The following is a 1442-nucleotide window of genomic DNA, read 5'->3' as shown; positions in this document are numbered from 1 at the left end:
TGACTTGTCCTGAAAAAAGTTGACCACAAAAATGGTTAACTTATGGTAGAACTTTTTCAGCTACGCATGCAAGAGCATGAACTTTCAATGCGCCAGATGGTGGAAGAAATCCACCGGGGTCAGCTCAATATTGAGCAAGCAGCAGTCAAGTTTGAAGTCAATCGTAAGACGGTAAAACATTGGCTGGATAAAGTAGAAGGTGAGGCAGTAACATCTAATGAACAAATTCAAGTAGGTCCTACTAAACTGCCTAAAAAGAAGAAAAGAAAATCTCCACAATCGGTAGCCCAATCAATAGCACAAGTGGAAGAGCTGCAGGCTCGGGTGGTTTCCCTGGAGCAAGCGCTGGAGGCGGCTAAATTCAAGGCTATCTACTACTCAACACTTGTTAGGGTAGCAGAACAGGAATTAGGTATTGATATCGAAAAAAAGTCCGTTACCAAGCAATCAGATTCATGCAAGTGAATTACCCTAACGTTCACATCCGCCAGTTAGAGAGATTGCTTGGGTTTAGCCGACAAGGCTATTATCAGTACTGGCAACGACAGGCTCTAGAATCAAAGTCTGATGATCAGCTACTAAAGCTGGTAAAGCAGATTAGAGAAGATCACCCTCGTATCGGAGGAAGAAAGCTATACCAACTCCTAAAGCCAGAGATTGACAAGAGGGAGATAAAAATAGGTAGAGATGCTTTCTTTGATCTACTTTCCACACATAAGCTGCTCATTCGTAGACGCAGACGCAGGGTTATGACTACTTTTTCCAGGCACAGATTCAGGAAATATCCGAACCTGATCAAGGAGTTAACCATAGAAAGACCTAACCAGGTGTGGGTTAGCGATATCACCTACTGGTTTACTGGCTGTGCCTGCCTGTACATCTCTTTGGTAACAGATGGCTATTCAAGAAGAATTATGGGCTATACAGTTGCCGAAACCTTGGAAGCTATCAACTGCAAAGAGGCACTGTTGATGGCCCTGCAGCATATTGACAAGAGGGAAGGAAAATATCTCATTCACCATTCCGACAGAGGCATCCAGTACTGTAGCAAAGAGTATGTTCAGGTACTGGAATCCTATTACATCCAGATCAGTATGACTGAAAATGGAGATCCTCTGGAGAATCCAATAGCTGAAAGGGTTAACGGTATACTCAAACAGGAGTATCTAAGTCACCAGCAGGTGTATTCATTGATCCAGGCAAAGCTAGTGCTTGAGCAGGCTATCTTTCTCTACAACTACGAGCGTCCACACTTGAGCTGTGATATGTTGCCTCCTGAGCAGGCCCATCAGCAGACAGGGAAGTTAAAAAGGCGATGGAAAAACTACTACAGCCAAAAACCTTCATCTACACTTGTGGTCAATGAAAATCAGGACTAACTTTTAATGGTAAACTTATATCAGTATTAGCAACAAACGGTCAACACATTTTAGGACGGGTCA

General features: G+C 43.2%; 2 protein-coding genes. Both read left to right on the top strand.

The window, feature by feature from the left end; translation table 11 throughout:
• The first annotated feature begins 42 nt into the window (after positions 1 to 42).
• Positions 43 to 465, top strand: coding sequence for a hypothetical protein (locus KWJ01_RS03940; protein ID WP_224995124.1), 423 nt, complete (start codon positions 43 to 45; stop codon positions 463 to 465).
• The gene (locus KWJ01_RS03935; RefSeq protein ID WP_224995123.1) at positions 456 to 1379 is read left to right on the top strand and encodes an IS3 family transposase; all 924 of its coding nucleotides are present in this window, start codon (positions 456 to 458) and stop codon (positions 1377 to 1379) included. The genes KWJ01_RS03940 and KWJ01_RS03935 overlap by 10 nt, the downstream gene beginning before the upstream one ends.
• The last annotated feature ends 63 nt before the right edge of the window (positions 1380 to 1442 follow it).

Origin of the sequence: Cesiribacter sp. SM1 (assembly GCF_020178975.1) — a bacterium.
GTDB lineage: Bacteria > Bacteroidota > Bacteroidia > Cytophagales > Cyclobacteriaceae > Cesiribacter.
This window is presented reverse-complemented; position numbering and strand designations above follow the sequence as displayed.